This window comes from Pseudomonas frederiksbergensis (assembly GCF_000802155.2).
Lineage (GTDB): Bacteria > Pseudomonadota > Gammaproteobacteria > Pseudomonadales > Pseudomonadaceae > Aquipseudomonas > Aquipseudomonas frederiksbergensis_A.
In genome coordinates this window covers 137,190-164,080 of record NZ_JQGJ02000002.1, presented here as the reverse complement: position 1 = coordinate 164,080, position 26,891 = coordinate 137,190, and the positions used below count along the sequence as shown (strand labels likewise).

The window sequence follows — 26,891 nt, the reverse complement described above, 5'->3', positions numbered from 1 at the left end:
CCCCCTGAATTCAAAGTACGGCTCAATTGCTTGCGGTCGATGTCGTGGCGTGCCGTGCCAGCCAGGTGTGCAGCAGCGCGAAGTTCAGCGAGAACTCCGGCATTTGCAGCAAGGCGCCACAGAACACTTCACCGATGATTTTCTGGATGAGCCTCACCGCCCGCGCATCGCCCAGCAGCGTGGCAAGGTCCTTACTCAAGACGTTGAAGCTCCAGACCTTCTGGTTCAGGTCCAGGCCGACGAACCAGCGGAACAGCAGGTTGTAATTGAGTTGTTCGTAGAGTTGCTGCTCGCTGGGCACCGAATAGAGCAGTTGCAACAGCAGGATGTGCATCGCGGTTTGCGGTGCGATCAGCATGCCGGCCTCGGCGTTGAGGCCTTGCAGCACGTCGCGGTGTTCGGCCAGCAGGTCGTCGATCTGTGGCCGCAACAGCACCAGGGAATGGCCCTGGGGAATGTAGCTGGACACTTCCTTGAGCGCGCCCTGCCAGTCATCCTGGGAAACGATCCAGACCCACGGCGCGCCGTAGCGATACACCGAGACCGGCTGCTTGCGCGCCGCCTCGACGATTTTCGACAGCCGCTGGTCAAGCTCCTGCATGCCCACTTTCGAATAACGTTCCATAGTCCCCATCGCCTCACTCCCGGCTTCGCGCCCCGGCTCCAAACGACCTGAAAGGTCCCCTCGAACACGTCACACAGGCATGACGGGAATGGCGATGTGCTACCGAACTTTTGTCATGAAAGCTTCATTTACGTGAATGCTGGTGGGATCTTGGGCGCTGCCCGTGGCGAGGGAGCTTGCTCCCGCTGGGTCGGTCCGACGTCTCGGGCGAAGTAGCCCCAAAAAGACTGATGGAGAATCAGCCTGACACACTGTGGTGACTAGCTGGGGGCTGCTGCGCCCAAGACGTCGGACCGACCCAGCGGAGCAAGCTCCCTCGCCACAGGGGTATCCATTCCCCCTCTGGGAGCGAGCCTGCTCGCGAAGGCCGCGACTCGGTTTACAGGCTCAACCGCCCCCGCTCTTCATCGGTCAACCGCTGCCGCGCCTGCTCATCCAACGGCCCGGCGCCCAATACCTGGACCGGGCTGGCCGGGTCATAGGTGCGCGGTGCTTCACGGCTGGCGCCGTCGCGTGTGGGCGCCAGTTGCTCGGAGCCGAAACTCACCACCTGCACCGTGAACACCGATGCCTGGTTCTGCCGCGCCGTGTTCTGCTGCTGACGCGCCACATCTTCCGCCGCCTGTGTCGCCGAGGACGCCGCCGAACTGGCCGAGGTGATGGCCCCGGTGTTCACCGAAGCCGCCAGCGGCACGCCGGTGGACTTGCCCTGGGTCTGGATGTTGGCCGCGTTCACCACGGTCAACGCCGCGATGTTGACGTTGCCCGACACCCGGATCCCCGCCTCGCCCGCATCGATGGTGCCCAACGGCGCGATCAGGTCGATGTCCCCCGGCGCCACTTCCGGAATCGGGTTGAGGGTGGCGATACCCGCCCCCGTGCTCGGCACCGATGGCGAAAGGGTCACGTTGCCCCAGGTGTCGTACAAGCGCTTGGGCGGCGTGTAGACCACGGTGGTCTTCGAACCGCGACCGGCGTTGATATCACCCTGGGCCGACCAGCCGAGGATCGAACCACCAAAGGTGGTCATGATCCGGCTTTGCCCCAGCAGAATGCTGTTCTTCGCATACAACTGGATATCGCCCTCGCCCTGGGTGATGACCCCGGCGGTGGACGGCGGCGCGTTGCCTTCGATGCCAAACGTCTGTCCGCCACCGGGAGTGAGCATCTGAATGCCGCCACCAAAATCGGTGTGCACCCCTGCCCCTCCAAACATCGTGATGTCGCCCTTGTAGGTGATCGCGTTACCCGCCACATCCTTGCTTGGGAACAACCAGTCGATGGCCTCCCGACCGCGCAGATAGCTACCCTGGCGGACGCCGTCAACTTCGTTGTACTCACGACCACCGGCCTTCAACTCGGCAAAGTACACGTCGCGTGCGAACACCCGCTGCTGCTCGGCCGGCAGCGCCGCGAAGAAGCTGCGAGCCTGTTCGGTGTCGCCGCTGAAGCCGAAGCGCGCCTTGAGCCATTTCACCAGCTCCGCTTCGTAGGTCTTGGCCACCTTGCCATCCTGGTCCGCCAACGGGACGCCGGCCAGGGCCTGGTTCGCCGGGTCCAGGTACGCCTTGACGAAGCGCTGGTAATCCGCGCCGTCGAGGCCCGCGCCGGCTTGCAGCACCAGGCTCGCCCCGGAGCGCGAATCCCCCGGCACCACGGCGCCGATACTGGTGATGCTGACCTTGTCATCCATCAGGATGTTGCGTCCGGCGGTGATCTCCAGCAGGCCGGGGCCGGCGACGTTGAAGCTGCTGTAGAGGATGTCGCGCCCGGCTGAAACGATGGAGATGTCGGTGGGGTTGTTGTGGATGAAGAGGTTGCCGTTGCTGGTGTAAGCCCCTGCCTGGGAGTTGCTGCTCAAAGAGCCGCCCAATGGAATCCCGCTACTGACGATGTCTCGTCCTGCCATCATTCGTACAGCTCCGGCGCCTTCGTATGCGATTCGCCCTGGCCACCTGCCAACGGATGCCGATGTCATCGACCGTCCGCTGGTGACAGCCAGCAAATCACCCTCCAGCGCATAGAAGCGCGCAGGGTCGTCATTGAGGGCCCATTCACCCGAGGTACTGCTGGTGTCGAAGGCAAACAGCGGCAATATGTTGGTATCAGGGCGAGCGAGGTTGCCATCGGCTGAGAGATTGCTGGTCTTTATGACGAAACCATCCATACCGACAAAGGCTGGCCGAAACGGTGTCGCCAGGGCCGCAGAGGATGCACCGGAACGACTGACCGACATGTCGCCGCCGTAGATGGAATCGCCGGCCATGAATTGCAACTCACTGTTGATGCCGGGAGCGAGCAACAGGGCTGGACGATCGTTGCCGTCATAACCTGTTCCATCCCATACCGAGGACTTGCCATAGTAAAGGCTGCCATTGGCCGCCACAGCCCTCACGATCGATGGGTAGACCACCGCCAGATCCGTCTCGACCTCTGGCACCACAGGCGTCAGATTCCCCCCCGATGACCACAGATCAACTGCCGTGTTGGCGGTCCACAACGTAAACCAACTTACCCCCGATCCATTGGTCGCATCAATTTTGAAGGGCGAAACGCTCATCATCGGCGCCCGGCCCGGGTCTGCCACGTCCATCACGACCAGGTCGCCCGAAGTGGTCAGGTTAAACGTCGCATCGCCCGGCATCAGGGTCAGCCCCCCTGTTGGGTTACTGCGCGTGGCTCTAAAGGAATCGTACGCACGCGTTTCCCCCGGAGACTGTGCCGAAGCAACGTTGCCATAGCGCAGGTCGATCCGACCGATGGCGCCGCTGTCGATCTGTGCATGACCCCGCAGGTTGATGACCGCACCATTGAGGTGCCCGCTGGTGAAGACGCTATCGGGATTCAAGGCACCGCCCACACGCAGATCCAAATCACCGCCGCCGGTCAGTTGCAAGCTGCCATCAGCGCCCACACGTCCGGTGCTGCCCACCGCCAACAGCAGCCCCTGGCTACGAGGGTTGATGTTTGAATTGAAGTCGCTACCGGCGAGTCGGTTCAACACCCCCGCGTCGCCCTTCACCTGCACCTCCAGATCTCCGCCGCCCAAGGTTCCGAACCCGCTGAAGGCGGCCATTTGATCAGCGCCCCCCGTTACCGTCGACGCGGTATAACTGCCGAAGTTGATCCACCACGCGGTCGGCTGGTTGTTCACTGGATCACCATTGCCCTGGCGCCAGAGCCAATTGCCCACATTGGCCGAATCCTGGCCGATGTCGGCGGGATTCGGTCGGCCGACAGGGGTTGCAGCAGGCGCGGTCAGGTTGCCGCTGAGGTTGCCGCCGACCTTGAGCAACAGGTTACCGCCCGCGTCCGGATACCAGGCGCGATAGAGACTTTCGGCGCCGCCATCAACCAGTTTTTCGTTACTGCCATCCTCGTCGTTGAGCACCTTGCCGTTGGCGTCCGGGGTCTTGGGCTGGCCCAGGGCCTTGGGCTGGTTGTAGGGATCGCCCGGGAACGTTGGTGCTGATGAGGTGCCAGCGGTATAGATGCCGAACAACGAATCCATGCGCAGACTGCCGCCGCTCAATAATTCCAGGTCCCCGGTGCCGGTGCGGATGACGCTCGGACGGCCACTGCCGGCAACTGGTTCATAATCCACCTCGGCTGGGGCACAGATATGCGCCGCCGCGTCGCAGAGCGACTGGACCGAATCAAAATTAAAAAACTGCGCAGCCGCCTGACTGATGACCTCGCCGGCCTTGACCTCAAAGCCAGAGCCTGCCAACTCCTCCTCCGCGGCCTTGGTCCATTTGTAAGAAGCCTGAAGTGCGCAGATACCGGCGAAATCCGCGCAGAAGGCGTCAACCGAGTCGTAACCAAAGTTGCTCACGACTTCCAGACCGACCGCTTGGCCAAGCTCCACCGTGAACCCCGCAGCCGCCAGCTCGTCCACGCCTTGTTGAGTCCACTGATAGGTGCCCTTGGCCGGCACCGGCTTGCCGAACATACCGTAATGGCTATCGGCAAGACGCAAGTCGCCTTGTACCGGGTCAGGCTGGACGACCCGGCTGTCCGCCGCCGTCGTATCTGCCCCAGCCACCAACCGCAGCGACCAGGACTGCGAACCCTCGGCGAGCATCGGGGCGATGGCCCACAGGCGACCATCGCTGCCGGCGACATCCGGACGCAACTGCACCGATTCAACGCCATTGGGCAACTTCACATCGGTGCCGGACGGGATCACCGAACCGCGGTTCAGGACCAGGCTATTGTCGAGCTTGAGGATGTTGGTTTGCGCATTGCCGGCGTTTGCCACATTGGGCAGCGCCACACCCTTGGGCCAGGTGAAACCGCGCAGCGTCGCGGCACCGCTCAACACGCTGCCGGCGCCCAGGCGTGAGCCGGCTTCGAGCGTCTGGGCCTGACTCAACAGGGTGCCCGCCGCGAACAACAGGTTACCGGCCGCATCGTGAACCGCGGCCGCCAATACCGTGCCGGCCGGCAAGTTCAACGGTTGATCGAGGACCGCGGCCACCGGCAACCGGGTGCCGGCCGCCAGGGTCACATCTTTGATCGGCAGGTCATAGTTCAACGTGGCCCCTGCCGGGAACGCCGTACCGTCGGCCAGGGTTACACCGGCACCGGGGACAATGATGTCGCCACCCGTGAAGTCGATGCCGGGCAGCAACACCCAGCCTTTATCGTCCCGGGTAGGGGGCGGCGGCGCAAAACCGTCATTGATGCTGCCGTAGATGCTCAGGTCGCCACCGGCGCGCAGGGTCAGCGCTCCCACTTCGCCGGAACCGTACACGGCGGTTTTCTGCGTGTGCGGGTTCACACTGGCATATCGATAACCGGACAGGTCCAGGTCGCCCTGCACCACCAGGTCGCCGTCGGCCGTTGCACTGACAATCTCGACACCGGGCCGCAGGTGGAACGCATCGGCATAACGGGCGTTGTTCAGGCCGGCGAGCTTGCGCTGCATCAGGTCGCTGTTGCCATGTGCGGCTGTGATGAACTTCGTGCTGTCACCATGCTTGCGATCCAGGTAGGCCTTGTCGATGATCTGATAAGGACGCCCGCTGGCCGCCGGGTCGCTGCCATACTCGGCATCGCTGTACTGCCACATGCCGTTGACGGCAATCGAACGAGCGCCCTGGATATCCAGGTTTGCGCTGGCCTCGATGGCAATGTCGCCGTAGGTGGCGTCCGGTCCACTGCGGCGGGCGTTGAGTTCCAGCGTGCCCCGGGCGCGACCGTCATATTGTCCGGCCCGCGCCGCGGTGCCATGGCGCAGATCGATGCGCGCGCCGTCGGCCAAGGTCAACACACCGCCCCGCGAGGTCAGGTCGACCATGGCGCGGTTCGGTGAGTCGATGATCTTGCCGTAGCTGTCCACCCGCAGGCGATTGCCATGGGCGTCGAGCATCGCGTTACCGCCAAGGGTCAGCGATCCTCCGGCGGCGAGCCGGATGCTGCCGACCCGCTCACCGCTGGCGTCGACCTTGCCGGCGACCAGGAGATTGCCGTTATCCAGGGAAACACTGATGGTCGAAGCCTTGAGTTCGTTGCCGATCACCAGGTCGCCCTGCTTGAGCTGGAAGCTGCGGGAGCCGAACACTTGGCCGTCGTTCAAGCGTTGGTTCAACGCGGCGAACTGTTCGCTGAGGCTGCCATTGCCACCCAGGCGCTGGGCCTGGATTTCCACGCCACCGGCCAGGTACGGCATGAGCGTGCCACCGGCGTCGTATTCGCCGGTGCTGCTGGCGAGGATTCGTCCTTGCAGGTCAACGACCCCCGCCGCGCTGCCCAAGGCCACGGCGCTGAGCCGTCCGGCCTGGTTGTGGCGCGCCGAAAGGTCAATGCTGGAGCCACCCGCCTGGCGGATGTTGCCGTTCTGGCTTTTCAGGATGACTTCGCCACCGGCGCTGTAGCGGGTGACGTCGTTGAAGGTGACCGCGCGACCTGCCACGTCGATCAGCGACCCGTCGGCCAGGGTCAGCTCATCCGTTGCGCTCAGGGTCAGTTTGCCGCTGGGCAACACCACCGCGCTGGCCAGGTTGAGGCTCGCGCCTTTGAGCGACAGCTCACCGCCCAGCCCCGACACGGTGCCCGGCTTGGCGGTTGTGCCTGCCACGTTGAGTGCGCCGCCTGCGGTGATGCGGTTGATTGAACCGGCTTCACCGGTGAGCAACGGAGTGAGAATGTTCAGGTTGCCACCGCTGTAGGCGTAGCCCGTTTTAGCGTCATAGGCGCCCTGGCTCTGATACACCGCCAGGCTGCCCTTGTGATTGGCGGTCAGGCGTTCGCTGGCACTGAGGTTGACGTTGGCAAAGCCCAGCGCCAGCCGATCCAGGGTAGTGATCGAGCTCGGTTGGGCGAACTCGCTATAGCCGAACTCGATACGCTGGGCCTGGATGTCCAGGCGACCGGCGCCGGTGCCGGCCCCGCCGGCAATCACCGAACCCGGCGCGCCGACAGCACCGTTCCAGATCAGGTTGGCGGTGCGGATGCTCGCCACGTCGTTGGCGGTGCCGGCGCCATAAATGGCCGGCGTGCTGAGCATCAGGTTGGCCAACCGCGACTTGCCGGTTGTCGGGTCATAGGTGTCGAGGCTGACGGTGCCGTAGAAATTAAGCGCCTGACTGGCCGACAGTTCGAGGCTTTCCAGGGCCGGGGCACCGTATTCGGCGTCTCCGCGCAGCAGGCGATCGAGCACGGTCTGGCTCAGACTCAGGCCGGCCGGCAGGACCAGCCGCGTCGCCGCGTCGCCCAATGCCTGGGTGGTCCCGACGTTGATGTTGCTAAGGGCCAGGGTCAGGTGACGGGTGCCATAGCGCACTTGGTCGTCCAACTGCAGGCTGCTGCCCGAGGCGGCAACGATACTGCCTTCGGAGTGAATCCGTGTCACACCGCTGCATGGCGTGAGGCTGCACCCGCCGATATTGACCGTGCCGGTGGTGCCGGACGCCGGGGCCAATACGTTGAGCAAGCCATTGGAGGCAGCAAGCGAGCTGTAGTTCTGGCGCACCACATTGAAGTTATAGATAAAACCATCGCGCGCGTCGTAAGCGGCCTTGCCTCGTCCGATGGTATTGATGGCGGCGCCTTGCTCCACCAACAGCTCACCACCGTCTGCCAAGAGGAATACCTCCGGTGCCGCCAAGGTCGCACCTTCACGTAGCGCGACACTGCGGGACACCCGTTGCGGCGTGATGTAGTTACCGCCCTGGCCGTACCGCACAAAAAACTGGCCGCCGATCACTTGGCGTGAAGCATTCAACGCGTTCAGACTTTCAGCACTGAGCGTCACGCCCTCGAAGCCGGGCGTAACCCCGCGTCCTTCGGCGACCACCTCCAGCGGGGTGCGATTGCTGGCAACCACTGCGACAGTGCCACCGTACCCTCCGGTCTGCGGCGCGAACTTGCCGATGCCCTTGAAGGAAAAGGCCTGGTCTCCAGCGCCCTTTACCAGATTCAACTTCAACGTCTTGGCATCGACCGGCAACAGGGCCCTGGGAACGCCCAAGCGTGCGGCGTCGGCCACAGCGTACTGGGCGTAGCTGGTTTCGTTGTATTGCGAGTAGCGGCGCAGCACCTCACCCGAGGTCAGAATGACTTGGCTGGATAAACTGTTGCGCTGCCCGGTATTGGCCACCGACAGCGCGCCGACGGTGGTCCAGGAACCGTTGCGCATCCGTTGCGCGCCTGTAGCGGAGCCTTGTCCCGCCAGACCATTGACCTCGACCCGGAACGCGCCCGGCAGCAAGGCATAGGTAGAAGGCATCAGCGTATAGGTACCGGCGGCGAGCCCCGGCACGCCGGCGCCAATGGTGATCTGCTGGCCTACCCTTGGGTCCACCGCGCCGCCTTCGGGGGCAACCGGCGCGTATTGGCTCTGATTGCCCGGGACGATGGCATAGACCGGGTTAGTGGACAGCCCCGGCAAAGTGAAACCACCGTTGGCGCCGATTTGCACCAGCGGGTTGAAACGCGCATCGGTTGAACCTCCACGGCCTGAGATGAAACCGGCACCGAGCAGTTCACCTCCCCCCGATAGATCGAGCACCGAGCCTTCCTGGCCCTCCACCGACCTGCCGCCAAGAATCACGCCGACGTTGAGGTCGGCAGAGTCGGAAGGCACCGCGCCTTGTCCCAGCAGTACGACCTTCTTGCCAGCGTACGTATAGCTTTGGCCGTCAGCGGTGCCGCCATACGGCAAGACCAAACCCGCACCACTCACTGAGGTCAAGCTGCCCGGCAACAGGTTTATCCGGTCGGTGATGGCTTCCCCGGGACCACCACTGGTACCGATCTCAATCAACCCTAGCGGAGCCCGCACTACCCCGCCCTGCTCGATCCTGGCACTGCCCAATTGCAGGCGCCCGAATGCCGAGTGAGGTACTTGAGAGGTGGCTAGGCCAGTCCGCCCGATGACCAGGCTGCGTAGAGAATCGTATTGTGGATTACCCCCTTCGGCGATGCTCCAGCCCGCCAAGACGCGCGCCCCAACGCCAGTCGTGGGATATACCTGCGCCGCTTGCAGCAGCATGTCCGATGGAGTCACCAGTTGGGTGGTAAAGCCGGTAGGCAGTCCTTCGCTTGAGAACCCAGCCAGGAATCGCAAATCGCCCTGGCTGCTTAACTGAACACGGTCGAAACCGGCGCGATCCAGCGCGACGGTGCTTCCGTCAGCCTGGCGCACCGTGCCTTTGCTACTGAACATCACACTGCCCTGCACATCCAGCAGATCTGCGTCGATTGAAAACACTGCCTTGTTCGCCAGGCGCGAAACATCACCGTTGATTAGCGGCCGGGTGTACTGGTCCTTGTTCAGAAGAGCGGCCGCCGGACCCGATAACAACACATGGGAGGCATTGAGTTGGACCCGGGTGTCAGCTGGCGCGGAAGCACTCGTTACAAAGCCGCGAGCGTACAGGCTCAAACTTTGATCGAGAGACAGCGACACGTCACCCTCGATGCTCAACAGGCCATTGCTCAATAACGCCAGGTTATCGAAGCCGCCCGACTGGACCTGATCCACGCCCAATCGGCCATGACCGTAGACCAGTGAATCCGCCGAGGTCTCGGCCGTGTCGCCCAGCAGGGTCGCCTGGGCGTTTTGCCCCAGCATCAGCTCACGCACCTGCATGACCCGCTCACTGAGGGCATCGTTGCGGTAATACGGGGTTTCCAGGGCTACCGATAAACTGCCCCCTGCCGCACCCGCGCCACCCGAACGAGCGCTGAACTCACCGTCCAAGTACAAACCATTGGCCGACGCCAGGGAAATACTGCCACCGTTGCTCGTCACCGATGTGCGTCCCTGGCCAGGAACATCCAGCATCGCCTGGCTGCCATCAGCTTGCAGGCGTGACCCCTCGCGCATCACCACGAACAATTCCGGCGCCGAAGCCGATCCTTTCGCGACATCAATCTGACCACCAATGACAATCTGGCCGCCGTCGCGCACCAGGCCGTAGGTCCGGCCGCGCACGTCCTGGGCGGTCACGGCGCGACTGGAGACGTCGATCAGCGCCTGCTCGCCCAGCCAGATGGAACGACCATGGCCCTGGGCATTGACACGTTCACCATTCACATCATTGATGCTCAATCCGCTGAGGCTGACCCGCCCGCCCCAGGCGTTGAGCGTACCGTTGGCAGTCAGTTGACCGATGCTGCGCACATCGATGCCTTGGCCCGGATCGACGCTAATCACGCTGCCCTTGCCCAGGTTCAATACCGTGCTGGCCATGTCTGCCGCGCTGGAGTTCGCGGTGCCGGCATTGAGGCTCAGGCTCGCACCCCGGCGCTGGGTGAGAACGCCTTTGATCGCATCTTCCTGATACAGCTGCGGCGTCCAGCGCTGCAACGCATCAGCCGGTTCCGCATCGCTGCCGGTGCTCAACGCCTGCTCGCCGAAGCGGTACACCGGCATCGTCACATCGACCCGGGTCCCGTCGGCTACCGTCAAGCCATGGTTGCCGGTGATGTCATAGGCGGAGAAACCCTTGTCGAAGAAATCGCCGCCCAGTTGTAACGTTCCGGGCTTCAGTGGCGAACCGCTGTTGCCGATCAGCACTTTATTGGCCGCCAGCTTCAAGGTCCCGCCGCCCGTTACGCCGGTGCCGCGCAGCTCTCCGTCCAGGTTCAAGGCACCGTTGTCGAACAATGCGCTGAGGCCGGCGGTCAGGGTCAAGTCACCGCCCTTGCCGCCCCGCGTCTTGCCATCGGCCATGACGGCGGCACCGGAGCTGACGTCGATGAGGCTGCCCTGGCCCAAGTCGATATCGCCGCCGCTGCGGACGGACACCCTACCGCCGTTGATAAACGGCAGTCCTTGGCGATCGCCGCCATCCAGCAGCAGATTGCTCCACAGGCCGGCGGTGTTCAGCGTCACGCCATCGGCCAATGCGACTTTTGCCCGCTGACCGGCGACCGGCGAAAGTGTAACGTCCTCAATCTTGAAATTATCGGTCCTGACCTGTTCAAGCACGTTACCCAATGCAATACGACCACCACGGGCAGTCAGGTTGGCATCCACTTCAATCTGCGGCGCGAAAAGCGTGATATCGCCGCCGTCGGCCACCTTGAGCGCGCCGTCGACCTGGATGCTTTCACGGGCTGCCACCTTGAGCGCGCCGAGCTGGAAGTCGTTGAGCAACCCGTTATCCAGCACCAACTTGCCTTGCCGATCAGTTCCGATCACGGAGGTCAGGTCCAGGCCTGCGGCAATCTTGTCGGCCACCTTGCCCACCGTGACCTGATCGAAGGTGGGGTTCAGGCCACTATTGATCACGCCGCTGGCCTTGTCATAAATCGGCGTGTAACTGCCGACCCACAACTGCGCCCGCCGGGCCACGGCGTTTTGCGATTGTTGGTAGCCGTCGAGGTTGAGGTTTGGTGCCTGGGTCTGGCGTTCACCCTGGTAGACCTCGCCGACGATCTGACCTTCCAGCACCGCGTTGCGGGTCGACACCACCAGCTTGCCGGCGTCGCGGCCGACGGTGTAGCCGGCTTCGAACCGCTGGCGCGGAGCGATCAGCGGGTTGTAGTAATAATCGGTCTGGCCCCAGCGTTGGCTGTGGTCTTCGTAGCCCTTGTAGACGCCGGTGTAAAGAATGTCTCCCGGCGCCCTGGACACCTCATACAAACGGCCATTGGTGCCCTTGAGCCAGGATTGGCGCAGGTAGCCACTCTGCACATCCAGGGTGCCGCCGGACAGGTTCAATTGCGCCGCCTGCTGGGTCACGACGTCGTTGCCGGTGAACGTCAGCGTGCCGCCCTGAGCAGCCCATTCGCCGACACTGTGCCCCCGGGTGCCGAGATAACCGCCGACTTCGAGCAAGCCACCCGCCGTGTACCAACGGTCGGTGGCGTAGCCATTGGTGCCCGCCGGCACGTAGACCAGATCCCGCACGTCCACCCAGACGTCGTTGTTGGTCAGCTTGCCGCCTTCGCGGTTGACCGAGGCGTCGCGCTGTTCGTTGCCCTGCACGTTAACCTTGATGGAATTGGATTCCATCGCCACCTTGACGCCGATGGCGCCGGACACATCGATCACCGCGCCATCGCGCACCAGGCTGCGACCGGCCGCGCTGACCGCGACCTGGCCGCCGGTGGCCAGGGTGATGGAGCCGTTCTGGAAGTCGACGCTGCCGCCACTGACGATCTCGACCCGCGACTGATCGCTGCGGTCGACCACACTGCTGAGGTTGTTGAACCGACCGCTGATCAGGTTGTTCGGCGTGCCGTCCAGGCCGGCCGGTCCGGCATTGCGTTGGCTGTCCAGGGCGCTGCCGCCCGCCGCATCGAGCAGCACCGCCGTGGCGCTGCCCTGCCCCAGGGTGACGCTGCCGGTGCTGTCGCTGAAAGCGTTGAGCAGGTGCACGGTGCCGCGCGTATCCACCGAACTGCTGGCCACGGCCACGCCGTTCTGCTGCACGCGATGCCCGGTAAGGGTGATGTCGCCGGTGCTGGCCTGGATCAAGCCGCTGTTGATCACCGTGCCGGCGCTGCTGCCCGGTTTGAGGGAGGTCGCGACTTCGTTGCCACGGGTGGTGGAGCGCAGGTTGCCGCTGGTGCCCTGGCCCCGGCGGATGTAGAAGCTGTCGCCGGCCGCCAGGGTGGTCTGGCCCTTGGCGGTGATGATGGAACCGGCGTTTTCCACTTCCGAGCCCAGCAACAAGGCATACCCGCCCCCGGCGGTGGAAGTGGCGGCGCGGTGGGTTTCGATCAACGCGCCCTGCTGCACTTGGATTTTGCCGGCCGCGTCGGTGAAGGTCGGTTGGCTGCCGGTGGCATCGACGTACAAGCCGCGCTGGCTGAACTGCTCATCGCTGATGTTCGCCGCCACCGCCGCCAGGTTGCGCACGTTGACCTGGCTGCTGCCGCTGAACACGATGCCGTTGCGGTTGACCAGCATCACCGTGCCGTTGCCCTTGATCTGGCCCTGGATCTGGCTCGCTCGCGCCTGGGGGTCATTGACCCGGTTGAGCACGGCCCAGTCCGACTGCTGCTGGAAATCCACCGTGGTATTGCGCCCGACGTTGAAGGTTTCCCAGTTGAGAATCGCCTTGTCGGCGGTCTGCTCGATCTTCACCGTGGTCTTGCCGCCGGCCTGGGTCTGCTGCGGTCCCTTGGCGTTGAGCCAACCCTGGGTCAGGCTGTTATCGACCTTGAGCCCGCCCTCGCCCAAACCGTCGGGCACCACCTGCACCTGGCCGAGCGCGGCTTGCCTGCCAGCAGCCTGAGCCGCCTGCTGGGCGGCGATGGCGGCCACGGTGTTATTCAAATTGGTCAGCGATCGCTGCAACTGCGCATTGGCCCGTTGCTGCTGTGCCAAGGGCGGCGGCATGCCGGGCTGCGCCGTCGCGGGCCGCCCCGCGCCACCGGCCTGGGACGCGCCCTTGGCGGCAAACCAGGCCGAACTGAACGCCGTCGCCGCATGGGCATTGCCGGCCACCATCAGCAACGCAATGGCCTGGGCCAGCGGCTTGAGCCGCAACATCGACAATTCGCCATCGCGACGGGGTGCATTCAGGTTCGTCTGGGGTTTGCAGCGCAGCATCCTACTCATCCTTCCGGGTTCGCTTCTTAAGGGGTCGCAACGCGGTGCTGTCAGGCTGCCAGCGTTGGTTATAGGAGATAGGCGGTTACAACCGCTCGGGACCGAACGGATGTCATGAAAATTTCATGTGGCTGTGTTGGTACGGCTGTGATGCAAAAAATCAGCAACGGCTTGCGCCGTTGCTGATCGGGTATTGCGGGTCGTTCAAGCGTGGGCTTACAACGGACGACCGATGTTGTTGCAGACGCTGGTGTTGCCAATGCTCAGGCCATTGGAAGCGGTGACGAAGGATTCACGAATGGCGGTTTTCCAGGCCGAAGGCAGTGGCACGAAACGGTTGTTAGTGATGGCCGAATCGTTGTTGACCAACGAACCGTAGTGGCGGCTGAAGAAGTTGCGCACCTGAGTGGTCTGGGTTGAATCGGTGTAGCACTGGCTGAAGATCACGTTGGTGAAGCCCAGGATCGGGTAACCGGTGGTTGGGTAAACCACGACGCTTGGATCGTTAGGGTTGGTGGTTGCGGCGAACACTGGCACCCAGGCGTTCGGGTTGGCGCGGTTGGCGGCGGCTGGTACTGGAACAGCAGCGATAGCCGCCGATACGTTGGCAGGAGCTGGGGAAACACCGGCGACGCGGGCAACCTTGGTAGCGTCATCCAGACCGGCCAGGGTAGTAGCGGCGTAATCCGGGCTCATGTAGGTGATGCGACCTTCGCCTGCGTTCACCAGGTCCATCACAGCCTGACTGCCAGTGGCGGCCAAGGCACCGGCAGGGGCACTGCCGAGGCTGGAGGCGAAGTTTGTGGTAATCGCAAAAGTGCCTTTAGGCTCGCTGCACTTGGCGTTCAGGAAGCGCGTGAACAGCTCGGTGGTGCCGCTGCTCTCTGCACGATAAACCACGACGATCGGACCGGTACGGCCCGAACCGGTAATATCGCTCCAGTCGGTCAAGCGGCCAGAGAACACACCGCACAGTTCGTTGATGCTCAGGTCAACGTTGGCAGTGCCGGTCTTGTTGAACGGAATGGCAACCGAAGTGGCGACCGAAGGCACCTGGATCAGTGGACCCCAAGCGGCACCGTGGTTGGTAACGTAGCCATTCAGTTCAGCCTGGGAGAGCTTCGAATCGCTGCCCGCCCAGTGCACGTTCTTGCTGGTGTCACCAGGCACGAAACGGGTGTAATCGTTGTTCAGGAAAGCGGCCTTGCCGGCACCGCTGCCCACGCCGATGTAAGGGGCGAAACCGGCAGTCAGTACGCCGGAAGTCTGGTACAGAGGCTGAGGCAAGGTAGCACCACCGCCGTTGACATCAGCCATGGCGGCCTGAGCGGCGCAGAGGCCGGCGAGGGTCAGGGATACCGCGAGAACGTTGCGCTTAAACATGAAGAATCTCCTTTCATCGTGTTCGTACGTAGGTTGGGTTACGCGTGCTTGCCGTCATGGCGCTCGGTCCTGTGCCGGTGGCGATGGGGTGAGGCCATGGGTTAGAAATTCGCAGTTTCCAGTGACAGATAAAGGAAAAAACCTCGGGAGCTGAGGGCTGTTTTTCAGGTTATTTTCTCGGGTGTTCGAGGGCTCTGGGCTGTGGTTTCAGGCCGGTCTTGCGGGGATATGGCAAGGGTTGTCAACGAAGTCGGCGGCAGGCGGTCATGCGGCGAGCAAACATGACAGAACGAGGAACCCGAGTTTGGGGTGGGCGAGGCTCGGGAGGGTTGTGGCGCTGGAAAAATTATTCGCAGCTTTTGTGGCGCGCCTTGCTACTGCACCAACTGATTGATCTCGATGATCGGCAGCAGCACCGCCATGACGATCACCAACACCACCCCGCCCATGACCACGATCATCAGCGGCTCCAGCAGCGCGGTCATGCCCATGGCGCGACGTTCGATGTCGCGGGACAGGGTTTGCGCGGCGCGTTCGAGCATCGGCGGCAGGCAGCCTGTTTTTTCGCCGCTGGCGATCAGGTGGATCAGCACCGGCGGGAAGACTTTTTCCACCCGCAGCGCCGCCGCCAGGTTGACGCCTTCACGGACCTTGGCGGTGGCATCGCTGACGCTGAGGCTCAAGCGGTCGTTGGAGAGGGTTTGGCGTGCCGCTTCCAGCGCTCGCAACAAGGGCACTCCGGCGCCGCCGAGAATCGCCAGGGTCGAGGCGAAACGGGCGGTGTTGAGCCCCAGCACAAAACGCCCAATCAGCGGTAGACGCAACACCCGTGCATGCCAATTCAAGCGTGCCGCCGGCTTGCGCAGGTAGAGACGCCAACTCCAGAAGCCACCGGCCAGAACGGCAAAGCACAACCAGCCCCACGCCCGGATGAAGTCACTGGCGGTGAGCATCGCCAACGTCAAGCCAGGCAAGTCCTGACGGGCCTGGGAAAACGCGCTGACCACCTGCGGCACCACGTAGCTGAGCAAGAAAATCACGATGGCGACCGACACCAGCCCCACCACGCCGGGATAGATAAACGCCGTGAGGATCTTGCCCCGCAGGTTGTTGCGCTCCTCGATGTAGTCAGCCAGCCGCTCCATCACCTGGGCCAGGTCGCCGGATTCTTCACCGGCGGCAATCAGCGCCCGGTAGATCTCCGGAAAATCCCGGGGCCGCGCCGCCAGGGCTTCGGCCAGGCGCATACCGCTGCGCACATCGGCGCGTACCGCGCTCAGGGTGTGGGCGATGTGCTTGCGCTCGGCCTGTTCCACCGTCGCACTCAACGCTGCCTCCAGTGGCAGGCTCGCTCCGAGCAGGCTCGCCAGTTGCCGGGTGGCCCAGGCCAGGTCATTGTCCGAGAGCTTGGCGCTGAACAAGCCACCGCCCGTGGCTTGCTCGGTGTTGCGCTCGAGCTGGACCTGCAACGCCGTCAACCCACGACTGCGCAACTGGCTGAAAGCGGCGCCCTGGCTGTCGGCTTCCAAGTGTCCGGACTCGATCTTGCCCTGGGCGTCGGCGGCTTCGAAGCGATAGCGATTCATCAGGCGTCCCGTGTCACGCGCAGGATTTCTTCAGGGGCCGTGGCGCCACTGCGCACCCAGCGTTCGCCGTCCTCGCGCATGCTGAACATACCGGCCTGGCGGGCGGCGGCGCGCAAGGCCTGCTCCCCTGCCCCCTGGTGGATCAGCGTGCGGATGTCATCGTCGATGCAGAACAATTCATGAATACCGGTTCGGCCGCTGTAGCCGGTCTGGTTGCAGCTTGGGCAGCCCACAGGCCGCCAGGTGCCGGGCGTGGCCGGGTCGGGTTGTTTGCACTGCGGACACAAGCGGCGCACCAATCGCTGGGCCAGCACGCCGAGCATCGACGAGGCCAAGAGGAAGGGTTCGACGCCCATGTCGATCAGGCGGTTGATGGCCGATACCGCGTCGTTGGTGTGCAGCGTCGCCAGGACCAGGTGACCGGTGAGCGAAGCCTGAACCGCGATTTGCGCGGTCTCCAGGTCACGGATTTCACCGATCATGATGATGTCCGGGTCCTGGCGCAGGATTGCCCGCAATGCCAGGGCGAAGGTCATGTCGATCTTGGCGTTGACCTGGATCTGGCTGATGCCCGGCAGGTCGTATTCCACCGGGTCTTCCACCGTGAGGATGTTGTGCACGCTGGCATCCAGCCGGGCCAGGGCCGCGTAGAGGCTGGTGGTCTTGCCGCTGCCGGTGGGGCCGGTGACCAGGACGATGCCGTGGGGTTGGCGGATCAGGTGATCGAGCTTGCCCAGCACGCCGGGGTCCATGCCCAGGGTTTCCAATTGCAGGCGTCCGGCCTGTTTGTCCAGCAGGCGCATCACCACCCGCTCGCCATGGCCGGTCGGCACGGTAGAAACGCGGATGTCGATCGGTCGCCCGGCCACGCGCAAGGCAATCCGCCCATCCTGGGGCAGGCGTTTTTCGGCGATGTCGAGCTGGGCCATGATCTTGATCCGCGACACCAGCGCGCCGTGCAACGCCTTGCGCGGCGAGACCACGTCGCGCAACGTGCCGTCGACCCGGTAGCGCACCACTGAATGGCTTTCGTAGGGCTCGATGTGGATATCGCTGGCCTCGTCCCGCGCGGCCTGGGTCAGCAAGGCGTTGATCATGCGGATCACGGGCGCGCCGTCCTGGGTATCCAGCAGGTCGGTGATTTCCGGGATGTCCTGCATCAACCGGTCGAGGTCCACCTCGTTCTCTGCCGCGCCCACCACGGCGGCGGCACTGCCGGTGTCGGCGTAGGCCGTGTTGAGCAGGCCATCGAGCTCTTCATCACGCACCCGCTCCAGCCGCACCTCACCAAATTGCCGACGCACCTCGCTGATGGACCAGCCCGGCGTCGACGGGCACACCATCAGCACCGCGCCTTCTTCACACTGACGCAATACCAGGCGCTGGGCCTTGGCCCAGGCGTATGGGAGGGTTTTCATGAGCCTCCCCCTATCGCCACGGTTTTCATCGTCCGACCGGCTCCGTTGCAGGCACCGCCTTGATCACCGCCCGTGGCGCCTGCGGGCTGATCGGCGCGGCTCCCGGAATCGCCCGGGCCGACGCCGGCAGTTGCGGCGCCTGCACGTCCGGCAGCGCCCAGCTACGCTCCGGTTGCAACAGGCCTTGGGCGCGGCGCATGAAGTCGTAGCGGTTCAGCGTAATGCCGCGGCCCGCCGCCGTGTCGCGGATGATGTAAGGGCGCAGGAACACCATCAGGTTGGTCTTGGTGACCTGGCGCCGCTCGTTGCGAAACAGCGCACCGATGCCGGGTATGGTCGACAGCCACGGCACCGCGTCGTTGCTCTGGCTATAGCCGTCCTGCAGCAATCCGCCGAGGACCATGATCTGCCCGTCGTCCAACAGGATGCTGGTGTCGATGGCGCGTTTGTTGGTAACGATGCCCGTGGTGCTGGAGGCGCGGTTGTCGACACTGCTGACCTCCTGGTAAATGTCGAGCTTGACCGTTCCGCCTTCGGAAATCTGCGGCCGGACGTTGAGCTTCAGGCCGACTTCTTCGCGGGTCACGGTCTGGAACGGGTTGTTGCTGGTGCCGCCGCCACCGGTGACGTAGCTGCCACTGACGAACGGAATGGTCTGGCCGACAAAAATGCTCGCCGCTTCGTTGTCCAGGGTCAGCAGGTTCGGCGTCGACAGCACGTTGGTCCCGCCCTTGCTCTTCAACGCTCGTGCCAGGACCTTGAGGTCGAGGATCTTGCCGATACCGGGGATGTCGACGGTGCCGTTGACCAAGCCCAGGTTCAGGCCTTGGGGCAGTACGTCGATGCTGGTCTTGCCGTTGAGATTAAGGCCCGTGCCACCCAGGTTGACCCCGCCAATCACGCCGCTGCCGCCAAGGTTGCCGGTCTGCCATTGCACGCCGAACTCGCTGGCATCGTCCTCGCCAACTTCGACGATCAGGCTTTCGATGACCACTTGGGCGCGGCGCTGGTCCAGCAGGTCGATGACTTCCCGCAGGTTGCGGTACAACGGGTCCGGCGCGGAAATCAGCAAGGTGTTGGTGGTAGCGTCGGCCTGGATGGTCACGCCACCGGCGCTGAAAGCCGTGCTGTGTTCATTTTGTGTCGTGGCGGATGTTTGCCCGCTGCTGCCCTGGCCGTAGCCGCTGCCACTGCTCGAAGCAGTACCGCTCACGGGGCTGGTACCGCTTTCGTTGCCCTGGCTGCTCTGGCCGCTGGTGCTGGCGCCCATGCCGCTGAGCACCGAACGCGAATTGTCGCTTGCCTCGCTTTCGCTTTCCCCGGTGAGCAAGCCGCGCAGGGCCTGGGCCAACTTGCCGGCCTGGGCGTTACGCAGGTAGACCACGTGCAGGTTGCTTGGGTTGTTCTGGGCGTTGTCGAGCTTGTAGATCAGGTTGCGCGCCAGCTCGGTCCGCTCCGGGCTGCCGGCGCGGATGATGATCGAATTGGAGCGCGGGTCGCCGATCACGTTGATCTTCTGAGTCTGGTCGCCGCCCTGGGTCTCCAGCAAATCGGAAACCATCTGCGCGATGTCCACGGCGATGCCGTTCTGGATCGGCACCACGTCGGTGTCGATGGCGCTCGGGGTATCGATACCCTCGATGAGCTGGGCGACGCGGGACAGGTTTTCCGCGTAGTCGGTGACGACAATGGTGTTGTTGCCGGGATAGGCGTTGATCGGGTTGTTCGGCGAGACGATCGGCCGCAGCACCGGAATCAGGTTCACCGCGTTTTCGTATTGCAGGCGGAACGTGCGGGTGAGCATGCCGTTGCCGGCCGGTTTGTCGGCGCTGTAGATCGGCCCGCCAAGCAGCTTGGCATCGGCTTCCGGCACTACCTGGGCAACGCCGCCGACGTCCACCACGCTGAAACCCTGCATGCGCAACGCGGCGAGTAGCATCTCGTAGGCTTGGCGCGCCGGGACCTGGCCTTCGGAAACCAGGGTCAGGTTGCCTTTGACCCGCGGGTCGACCAGGAACTGTTGCCCGGTGGAACGGGACAAGGCACGCACCACGGCCTGGATATCGGCCTCGACGAAATTCAAGGTCACCGGTTGATCGCCCAGCGGATTGGGCGCCGGGCTGCTGCGCGGCTCGCGAGCGCGGGTCGTCAGGTCCACCTGATGTCGCACCGGCGGCTTCTGCTCGCGGGACGCCTGGGCCCGCTGGCGGTCCAGCAGCACGTCGCCGCTGCGTTGGGTACTGCCCAGCGGCATGCCCAGTTCGCTGTCCACCAGCAAGGGTGGCTGAGATGCCGGCGGCGCGCTGTTGCACGCGCTCAATGCAAGCAACAGCAGCGGCGCGGCCTTGCGCCAATGACGCGGGTATCTGCACCCCTTCATGAAGCTTCCTTAGCGCTTGACGCCTGATTCATGCGAACGGTTCCGGACAGAGTGCCGGGGGTTGGGTCGGAGCTGACCGGGGCCGTGCGCTGCAAACGGGCCTCGATCACTTCCAGGGAAAACTGTCGTGGGTTGCCGAGCAACCAATCGATCACACCGTCGGCCGGTGCGTCGGTGAAGGTGAGCTGCCAAGTGCCCGGCGCATCGGCACTGGGCGGCTGTAACACGTAGCGCTCGCCCAGGCCGCCGGCATCCAGGGCCTGGCGCAGGCTGATTTCCAACGACTGGCCACGCGCCGGGCCGGCTACGTCCCGCAGCAGCATTTCGAGGGCTTCGGTCTGCGAGCGCAGCTTCGGGGTCTCGGCTTGCCAGTACGCGATGGTTTTCAGCGGCGGCTCGACCAGAGTCAGCCAGGTCAGCCCGCCGCCCAGCACCAACGCCGCCAGGGCAACGGCGCGGCGTTCCCGGGCGGCCAAGCCTTGCCAGCTTGTACGCCAGCGTGTGCGAAGGTCTTGCCAGCGCGCCTGGAGCCGTCCCGTCGAGAACTTATTCATCGTCCGCCCCCGAGGTTTCGCCGGAAGGTTCCGCCGCCAGTTGCCCGGCGGGCGCCACACGCAGCGTCCAGCCCTGATCGACGGCGGCCACCTCGATGCCGGCTTCGGCCAGGGGGATTTTCCAATCGCCTGCCGGGGTGTTTTTTTGTGATTCGGCCGCGACTTTCAAGCGCAACTCACCGTTCTCGAACAGCAGCTCCTGTACGTTGCCGCTCATGAACGGCATGGCGCTGCCCGCCTGCTGCACGAGGCTGGCGAAGCGCTGCGCCGGGTCCGTCACTGAACCGCTCTGGCGCGCGGCGATTTGCTGGCGCGCCTGCTGCAAGGGATTGAGCACCATCGGCAGCTCAGGAAACGCCTGCTTGACCCGCTGGCTCATCTGCGCCTTGAGCCGCTGGCCCTGGGCGGCTTCACGGGCTGCATAAAGATTGAGCCCGACCACCCACACCGCCACCGCCAGCGCGCAGATTCCCGCCGCTCGCCCCCAGCCGCCCTGTCCGGCCCTGCCCTGCGCCAGGCCGGTATGCAGGCCCCAACCCGGCGCCGCTCCGGTCCAGCGGTCCGTGACGGGCAAGCCCTCGATCGACGCTTGGGGCGGCTCGCCCAGCCAATGCAACCCCGCGCCCATTTCCAGCAACCACTCCTCCAGCGCATCGTCCAGCAGCGGTTGGACCAGGGCGTGCTGCACACCCTGGCGCACCAGCAAGTGCCCGTCTTCAATGCAGGCCACCGGCCCAGCCAACACCGGCAAGGCGTAGGCTGCCGGGTACAGGCCGCGCAGTTTCAGGCCGGCCGAATGCAGGATCCGGCCCAGATGGCTCAGCGCGTCACGGTCCAGCCAGGCGACCGGCACCTGTCCGTCGGTACCGCGCGGGCCGTGGGCCACCTGCATGGACTCGCTGGCTCCGAGCATCAAGGCCTGGGCCGCACATGTCACCGCGGCGGTGATCTTGGCGGCGGACAGCGGCGGAATCTCCAGGCTGGTCAGCAAGCTGTCGCGCGGGTGCAGGTAACATTCGACGGCCTGGTTCTTCGCGCCCTGGCCGAGCGTCCCCAGGCTGCTGCGTCCGGCATCACGCACCTGGCCCTGGCGATCCAGCCAGGCAAACGCCAGCGGCGTGTCCGCGTCCAGGCCGTCCAGCGGCGCCAGGGCAATCCGTAAACGGTTCATGCGCCCACCCGTGTCCAGATCACCTGGGGCAATCGGTCTTGGGCGCATTGCAGCAAGGCAATCAATTCAACCCGCCGTTGGCCGCTGCGCGCCTGCCCTCGCAAGCGGAACCAGTCACTGGTGATGCCGACCTTGACCGCGCTGGTTTCCAGTTCCGGCATGCGCAGCCGATTGACGAAATCCCCACGGTTGATGAACCAGTGGCCGCCATCGCGTTCCTTGACCAGCGCCTGGGCCCGCTGCAAGGACAATCCCGGCACGTAGGCGGCCAGCACCGTAGCGCTGGCGGTGTTGCCATTGAGCCAGGTATTGGCCGGCAGGATCGTGACGTAGGGGGCCAATGTATCCAGCAGCGCCGGGGTCACGCCCTTGACGCTGCCCAGGTCTTGCAACGTGCGGAGCATGGGACGGGTCGGCGGCGACGCTGTGCCGGCTGCATCCGGTGAGGTGCTGCGGCCACTGTCGAACGTGCTGCCCATCGAGGCTTGGTGCGCTGCTCCAGGATTCATCTGGCGCGGGTAAGCGGCCAGCACGCGCTCGACGATGCGCGCCCGTACCGTGGCGGCGACGCCGAGTTGTTCGCACAATCGCTCGAAGGCACGCAGCTGTTCCCGGTCCAGCTGGTCATGGGTCACCAGGTTGCGCAGGTTGAACTTGCCCTGCTCATCTTCCAGTTGCCCTTCGAATGGTGTGTCGGCACCGTTGGAGCCCGGCATCACGATCGGTTTTGCCCAGGGCTGGCCGAAGCGCGTCAGGGGATCTCGCTGGCGGGCGTCCCACAACAACTGACGGCTCACTTGCAAGCCGCCTTGCAATCGCGCCGTCCCCTGGTTGCGCAGTTGCTCCGCTTCCAGGCTGCGGGTGAACAAGGTCTGGCGGGTCAGCATGCCGCCGGCGATGACGGCTACCACGGCAGCAATCAGCAAGGCACTGATGACCGCCATGCCGCGCTGCTTCGCCGCTGGGGGCGAATCCGTTCGCATCACGGTCCTTATAACTGCCAGGAGCCGATATCGGCATTCACACCGTCGCCGTCGGGCTGGCCGTCGGCGCCGAGGGAAAAGATATCGACTTCGCCGTTCGCGCCGGGGTTGAGGTAGTTGTAGGGACGGCCCCAAGGGTCGTTGGGCAGGCGCTCCAGGTAGGAACGCCAAGTGCTGTTCTTCGCATCGGCCGGCCGCTCGACCAACACCTTCAGGCCCTGGTTCATGCTCGGGTAGCTGCCGTGGTCCAGGCGATACAGCTTCAGGGCCTGCATCAAGCCGCCAATGTCTTGCTTGGCCGCCGTGGCCCGGGCCTGGTCAGGCCGATCGAGGACCTTGGGCACGACCATCGCAGCGAGGATGCCGAGGATGACCACCACGACCATGATCTCGATCAGCGTGAAACCCCGCTGCCCGCGAGGGCCTGGGGAACGGGGGTAGCAGAGGGCGAACGGCATCTCGACGGTCCTTCCTGGATTCGATTCGAGGCGCAGTGTTACAAGAAAATATGTCAGTGATATTGAAATTGCTCCGGAGCTTGCGTCGTCATTCTGTCAAGAACAGCGGTCAGGCTTGGAGGCTGCCCCCGCCGATCGAGCCGACCGATGCCACGCCCTGCCCCACAAGCCGGTTTCACCTTGATTGAAGTGCTGGTGGCCCTGGCGATCATTGCCGTGGCCATGTCGGCAGCGGTGCGCGTGGCCGCGGTGATGACCCAGGGCAACGGGTTGCTGCGGGACAAGTCCATCGCCCTGCTGGCAGCGCGCAGCCAACTGGCGCAATTGCGCCTTGAGGGTCGTCCGACGCCAGGCCTGAAAGTCTTCGAATGCGACCAGGGCCGGTTGCTGCTGCGCTGCGAACAGAACCTTCGCCCGGCGGAAAACGGCCGGCTGCTGCGAGTTGAACTGAGCGTGTCGGACCGCAGCCGCGAGGCACCGCCGTTGGCGCGGTTGGAGACGTTGATCAGCCGGGAACCCTAGAAGGCCACGCGGTTTTATGTGGCGAGGGAGCTTGCTCCCGCTCGGCCGGGCTGGCGCTCCAGTGCGCAGCGACCGCAGGATTTTGGGGCCGCTTCGCCCGAAGCGTCGGACCGACCCAGCGGGAGCAAGCGCCCTCGCCACAGGATTTTCAGCGGGTCAGGGAAGGCAAACTCACCGAATCCGGCAACCGCGCAATTGCCAGCCGGGTTTGCTCGCTGCCCTGTTCGATCACCACGGCTTGCGCTTCGATCGAGACCAGCCGTACGCCTTGGGCTACCCGCTCGCCGACCAGGAAGCTGCGCGGCGGCCCGTCGTTGAGACTCAGGATCGCCACGGCCCCACGGGCACCGGCCAGCACGCCAGTGACCTTGATATCCACCGCCGCCGGCTGACTGGAAAACCATTGCAACGCCGGGTTATCGGAACGCTCGGCCATGCGCTGCGGCGTCACGTCCGGGGTGCGCGACTCGGCAGAGGTCAGCAGCAAGGAAGACCAGGTCGCCACGCCAGCCAACGCCGCCGCCAACCCCAGCGCCTGAACGATTTGCGCCGGGGACACCCGTTCGGTGAATGCCATGGCCTGATCTCCTTTCGTTTGATTCCAGTGCCCAGCGTACCCGTCAATTCTCACCGTTTTATTTCACATGCTTATCATCTTCACCGTGCAGGATGATTGTCGACGCAAAGGAGCGCGCCCGGATGGTTGGCAAGCAACGCGGTTTTACCCTGATCGAATTGATGGTGGTGCTGGTGATCGTCGGCATCGCCAGTGCGGCCGTGAGCCTGAGCATCAAGCCGGATCCGCTGAAAATGCTGCGCGAGGATGGCGAGCGGCTGGTGCAGCTGTTGCAACTGGCCCAGGCCGAAGCGCGCAGCGACGGACGCCCCATCACTTGGCGCTGGGACGCCAAGGGCTTTGGTTTCACTCGCCGCGCCGATCAAGGCGCCGGGCTCGATCGCTTCGAAAACGACTCGCAGCTGCATCCACGTCGCTGGCAAAGCCCCTCGATGGCGGTTCGCGTGGAACCCAGGAAGCGGGTGGTGATGAACGCCGAATGGATCGGCGAGCCCGTGCAGATCCGCTTGTCGGACGGCCAGAACAGCCTCACCGTGCAACGCAGTGCCGCCGGCCGGGTGCAACTGCAATGAGCGCGCGCCAGGCCGGTTTCACCTTGCTTGAGGTGATGGTCGCGATCTTGCTGATGGCGGTGGTCAGCCTGATCGCCTGGCGCGGGCTGGACAGCGTGACACGGGCCGACAGCCACTTGCAGGCCAGCACCGAGCAGACCGAAGCCTTGTTGCGAGTGTTGAACCAACTGGATCGCGACGTGGCCTTGCGCGCCAGCATCCAATTGAGCGAACCAACAGGCGCCGCCGAGGATGACATACCCTCCACGGCACCACCCGCCCTCACCGTGCGCAGCACCGAAGGCCAGGGCTTTCGCCTGGACGTGATCCGCGAAGCGGCCGACCAGCCAGGCAGCTTGCAACGGGTGCGCTGGTGGCTCAAGGGCGACACGCTTTATCGCGCCCAAGGCCCGGCCCGTAGCCGTTATCCTTTGCCGGCGCCGGGAGCAGGCATTGCGGTGCTCGCTGAAGTCAGCGATGCGGGCTTGCGTTATTGGGACAAGGAAAAAGGCTGGCGCAAACTCAGTGGCAATCGCCAGGAAAACCCGGCCGGCATCGAGATCAGCCTGACCCGGCAGACGCCCCAAGGGGCCGAAAAATATCGCCAGGTGCTCGGCCCGCTGGAGTAACCCAGCCCACCGCGCCCTTGTCGGAGCCTGCTCGCGAAGGCACCAGCCAAGGCGCCGCCGAACTCAGCTGAGCACCACCACCCCGCCCGGCAACTCGGTGCACTTGGCGCCATAGGCATCGCGAATCAGTAGCGCCACGCCGGCCAATTGGTCGAGACGAAAACGCGCCTGGACCTTGCGCAGGCCCAGCTCGCGGTTGAGCAACAGCAACATGCCGGGACGGTAGCGGTTGATCTCATCGATCACACTGGCCAAGGTCGCGTCGTTGAACACCAGCACCTGTTCGCGCCAGGCCACGGCGGCCGAGACATCGGCGGTACGTGGGCTGCCGACGTGACGGGTGTCGTAAGTCAATTGCATGCCCGGTTCGAGGCGAAACTGCCGGCCTTGCACCTGGACTTGCACGACACCCTCCAGGCAGGTCGCACAAACGCTCTGGTCGATGTAGCGGAGATTGAACCGAGCCTGGGCGGCGCTGATCCAGCCGGCACCGGCCTGGACGCTGATCGTCGCGCTGCTGTTGCCGGACACTTCAACCTCGCCGGCCAGCAATTCCAACGCCTGCCCACCCTCGACCAGCGGGCGACGGCTAAGGCGGGTCTGGGTGTTGAGCTCGAGGCTCACGCCATCGCCCAGTTCGATCCGGCGCTGTTCGCCCACTTCGGTGATGTAATCCGCACCTAGCCCGGAAACACCGCCCGGTACCGTAGCGCGGATCAACAGGAACGCCGCCGACGCCGCGAGCGCCCCACCGAGCAAGGCGCGACGGCCAAGATGCCGGGGGGCCTGCAATGCCTCGGCCGCTGGCTGCAAACCGTGCCACAGCGCCTTGGCCTGCTCGAATGCCCGCGCGTGTTCGGGGCTTTGCCCACACCACTGGCGCAACGCGCGGGCATCGGCAACGGTGGCGCGTCCCGAGGTCAGCAGGATCAGCCAGTCACGGGCCTCGCTGGCCAATCGGGCCTCGGGCGTGGCGTCAGGGGAAGCGATGCTGAAGATATTCAAGCGTACACACACTCACGAATGGGTCGGGTCTCTA

15 protein-coding genes are annotated in these 26,891 nt (G+C 64.4%); 3 read left to right on the top strand and 12 right to left on the bottom strand.

Going from position 1 to position 26,891, the window contains the following annotated elements:
* Positions 1-22: 22 nt before the first annotated feature.
* The 10 genes from JZ00_RS03800 to gspG form a co-directional block, all read right to left on the bottom strand.
* Positions 23-625 (bottom strand): transposase, encoded by a 603-nt coding sequence (locus tag JZ00_RS03800; RefSeq protein ID WP_039588446.1) that lies wholly within the window; start codon positions 623-625, stop codon positions 23-25.
* A gap of 379 nt (positions 626-1,004) precedes the next feature.
* Positions 1,005-13,640 (bottom strand): filamentous hemagglutinin family protein, encoded by a 12,636-nt coding sequence (locus JZ00_RS03795; protein WP_039588445.1) that lies wholly within the window; start codon positions 13,638-13,640, stop codon positions 1,005-1,007.
* Positions 13,641-13,856: 216 nt separating this feature from the next.
* Positions 13,857-15,023 carry a substrate-binding domain-containing protein gene (locus JZ00_RS03790; RefSeq protein ID WP_039588444.1) on the bottom strand — a complete coding sequence of 389 codons (1,167 nt, stop codon included), beginning with the start codon at positions 15,021-15,023 and terminating at the stop codon, positions 13,857-13,859.
* A gap of 374 nt (positions 15,024-15,397) precedes the next feature.
* On the bottom strand, positions 15,398-16,609 hold the full coding sequence (gene gspF, locus JZ00_RS03785; protein WP_039588443.1) for a type II secretion system inner membrane protein GspF: 1,212 nt from the start codon (positions 16,607-16,609) through the stop codon (positions 15,398-15,400).
* Positions 16,609-18,027: a type II secretion system ATPase GspE gene (gene gspE, locus JZ00_RS03780; RefSeq protein ID WP_039588442.1), complete on the bottom strand. Its 1,419-nt coding sequence runs from the start codon at positions 18,025-18,027 to the stop codon at positions 16,609-16,611. Before gspE ends, gspF begins: the two co-directional genes overlap by 1 nt.
* A gap of 25 nt (positions 18,028-18,052) precedes the next feature.
* Positions 18,053-20,407, bottom strand: a complete 2,355-nt coding sequence (gene gspD / locus JZ00_RS03775; RefSeq protein WP_039588441.1) for a type II secretion system secretin GspD — start codon at positions 20,405-20,407, stop codon at positions 18,053-18,055.
* Positions 20,404-20,961, bottom strand: a complete 558-nt coding sequence (gspM, locus tag JZ00_RS03770; RefSeq protein WP_039588440.1) for a type II secretion system protein GspM — start codon at positions 20,959-20,961, stop codon at positions 20,404-20,406. The genes gspD and gspM overlap by 4 nt, the downstream gene beginning before the upstream one ends.
* The gene (gene gspL, locus JZ00_RS03765) at positions 20,954-22,132 is read right to left on the bottom strand and encodes a type II secretion system protein GspL (protein ID WP_039588439.1); all 1,179 of its coding nucleotides are present in this window, start codon (positions 22,130-22,132) and stop codon (positions 20,954-20,956) included. The genes gspM and gspL overlap by 8 nt, the downstream gene beginning before the upstream one ends.
* Positions 22,129-23,115 (bottom strand): type II secretion system minor pseudopilin GspK, encoded by a 987-nt coding sequence (gene gspK, locus JZ00_RS03760; protein WP_039588438.1) that lies wholly within the window; start codon positions 23,113-23,115, stop codon positions 22,129-22,131. The genes gspL and gspK overlap by 4 nt, the downstream gene beginning before the upstream one ends.
* A gap of 8 nt (positions 23,116-23,123) precedes the next feature.
* On the bottom strand, positions 23,124-23,573 hold the full coding sequence (gspG, locus tag JZ00_RS03755) for a type II secretion system major pseudopilin GspG (RefSeq protein WP_039588437.1): 450 nt from the start codon (positions 23,571-23,573) through the stop codon (positions 23,124-23,126).
* Between the two features lie 147 nt (positions 23,574-23,720).
* On the opposite strand from gspG, the gene gspI reads away from it, so the two are divergent.
* Positions 23,721-24,095 (top strand): type II secretion system minor pseudopilin GspI, encoded by a 375-nt coding sequence (gspI, locus tag JZ00_RS03750; protein WP_039588435.1) that lies wholly within the window; start codon positions 23,721-23,723, stop codon positions 24,093-24,095.
* 148 nt (positions 24,096-24,243) lie between these two features.
* Here the strand turns inward: gspI and JZ00_RS03745 are convergent, their stop codons facing one another.
* Positions 24,244-24,672, bottom strand: a complete 429-nt coding sequence (locus JZ00_RS03745; protein WP_039588434.1) for a type II secretion system protein N — start codon at positions 24,670-24,672, stop codon at positions 24,244-24,246.
* 122 nt (positions 24,673-24,794) lie between these two features.
* Here JZ00_RS03745 and gspH point away from each other — a divergent pair, with 122 nt between their 5' ends.
* The gene (gene gspH / locus JZ00_RS03740) at positions 24,795-25,244 is read left to right on the top strand and encodes a type II secretion system minor pseudopilin GspH (RefSeq protein WP_039588433.1); all 450 of its coding nucleotides are present in this window, start codon (positions 24,795-24,797) and stop codon (positions 25,242-25,244) included.
* Complete coding sequence (locus JZ00_RS03735; RefSeq protein WP_039588432.1) at positions 25,241-25,852, top strand: type II secretion system protein GspJ; 612 nt, start codon at positions 25,241-25,243, stop codon at positions 25,850-25,852. The genes gspH and JZ00_RS03735 overlap by 4 nt, the downstream gene beginning before the upstream one ends.
* 63 nt (positions 25,853-25,915) lie before the next feature.
* Here JZ00_RS03735 and JZ00_RS03730 read toward each other — a convergent pair whose 3' ends face one another.
* Positions 25,916-26,857: a FecR family protein gene (locus JZ00_RS03730; RefSeq protein ID WP_039588431.1), complete on the bottom strand. Its 942-nt coding sequence runs from the start codon at positions 26,855-26,857 to the stop codon at positions 25,916-25,918.
* Positions 26,858-26,891 lie beyond the last annotated feature (34 nt).

Excerpts from the sequence above, each read along its gene's own strand:
- JZ00_RS03800 (WP_039588446.1), bottom strand. The coding sequence starts at position 625 with ATGGAACGTTATTCGAAAGTGGGCATGCAGGAGCTTGACCAGCGGCTG.
- JZ00_RS03795 (WP_039588445.1), bottom strand. The coding sequence starts at position 13,640 with ATGCTGCGCTGCAAACCCCAGACGAACCTGAATGCACCCCGTCGCGAT.
- JZ00_RS03790 (WP_039588444.1), bottom strand. The coding sequence starts at position 15,023 with ATGTTTAAGCGCAACGTTCTCGCGGTATCCCTGACCCTCGCCGGCCTC.
- gspF (WP_039588443.1), bottom strand. The coding sequence starts at position 16,609 with ATGAATCGCTATCGCTTCGAAGCCGCCGACGCCCAGGGCAAGATCGAG.
- gspE (WP_039588442.1), bottom strand. The coding sequence starts at position 18,027 with ATGAAAACCCTCCCATACGCCTGGGCCAAGGCCCAGCGCCTGGTATTG.
- gspD (WP_039588441.1), bottom strand. The coding sequence starts at position 20,407 with ATGAAGGGGTGCAGATACCCGCGTCATTGGCGCAAGGCCGCGCCGCTG.
- gspM (WP_039588440.1), bottom strand. The coding sequence starts at position 20,961 with ATGAATAAGTTCTCGACGGGACGGCTCCAGGCGCGCTGGCAAGACCTT.
- gspL (WP_039588439.1), bottom strand. The coding sequence starts at position 22,132 with ATGAACCGTTTACGGATTGCCCTGGCGCCGCTGGACGGCCTGGACGCG.
- gspK (WP_039588438.1), bottom strand. The coding sequence starts at position 23,115 with ATGCGAACGGATTCGCCCCCAGCGGCGAAGCAGCGCGGCATGGCGGTC.
- gspG (WP_039588437.1), bottom strand. The coding sequence starts at position 23,573 with ATGCCGTTCGCCCTCTGCTACCCCCGTTCCCCAGGCCCTCGCGGGCAG.
- gspI (WP_039588435.1), top strand. The coding sequence starts at position 23,721 with ATGCCACGCCCTGCCCCACAAGCCGGTTTCACCTTGATTGAAGTGCTG.
- JZ00_RS03745 (WP_039588434.1), bottom strand. The coding sequence starts at position 24,672 with ATGGCATTCACCGAACGGGTGTCCCCGGCGCAAATCGTTCAGGCGCTG.
- gspH (WP_039588433.1), top strand. The coding sequence starts at position 24,795 with ATGGTTGGCAAGCAACGCGGTTTTACCCTGATCGAATTGATGGTGGTG.
- JZ00_RS03735 (WP_039588432.1), top strand. The coding sequence starts at position 25,241 with ATGAGCGCGCGCCAGGCCGGTTTCACCTTGCTTGAGGTGATGGTCGCG.